At 59.4% G+C, this 839-nt stretch carries 1 protein-coding gene; it reads right to left on the reverse strand.

The window, feature by feature from the left end:
• Positions 1-50: 50 nt before the first annotated feature.
• On the reverse strand, positions 51-503 hold the full coding sequence (locus NAV33_RS21400) for a DMP19 family protein (protein WP_255983769.1): 453 nt from the start codon (positions 501-503) through the stop codon (positions 51-53).
• Positions 504-839: the final 336 nt, after the last annotated feature.

Below are 839 nucleotides of genomic sequence, written 5' to 3' on the forward strand. Positions count from 1 at the left end.
AACACCTGAGTTAAGCCGCGCCGCGAAGCGGCGTCGGCTTGGACGAATTGTTAGCCGTTTGAGGCTGCATATGCGTCCGCACAGGACTCGAAACCACCGCTCTCTGTCTCGATCAGAGCGAAGAACGACTCATCAAGGTCTCCGAACGGTCCGCCGTCTTCCTCTCCGGTAGCGTCCCATGCAGCCTCCAGAGCATCTTCGCGTGCGTCACGATCCCGCGGGTAGCTGGCGCCAAAGACTGACATTGCCTGTTGAATCAGGTCCGCAGTTTGCGGCATGCCAATCTTGCGAAAGGCTTCGACACCCTCTGGGGCTAGAACCCCGGTGCTATTGGAGAAGAACTGTTCAAAGCCGCCGTTGCAAATCTCACTTTGGCACCACTGCGCAGAGAAGAGAACCCGGGAAGCTTCGGGCGAAGCAGCGTATTGCTGCAAAAAGACATCTGGGCCGTCATAGATTGAGACGGTCTCCCAGATCGGGTCAACGAGATTCCAATAGCCCATCTACCTTCCCCAAACGGCTAACACCTGAGTTAAGCCGCACTGCGAAGCAGTGTCGGCTTGGACGATTTGTTAGGCAGAGGGTAGCGGTGAGCCTGCACCGGAACAACCGCGACAAAGCCTGACGCAGCGATCTGAAAACGGTGACGCGATATGTGCAACGCCGGCGCCACTGCATGCCTTTGGCGCGACGGCGAACCAGCACAGCAACGCGCCGAACGATCCGCCGGTCGCAACCGAAGCGATGACAGCGAGCGGCCAATCTGTGTGAGAAGCGACGGACGGACCCGTGCCATGCGCGAGCGCTGCGACGAATGCCGCTCAACTCTGCTCCCGCGG

It is taken from the genome of Stutzerimonas stutzeri (assembly GCF_024448715.1).
In the GTDB taxonomy this organism is placed as follows: Bacteria; Pseudomonadota; Gammaproteobacteria; order Pseudomonadales; family Pseudomonadaceae; genus Stutzerimonas; species Stutzerimonas stutzeri_AR.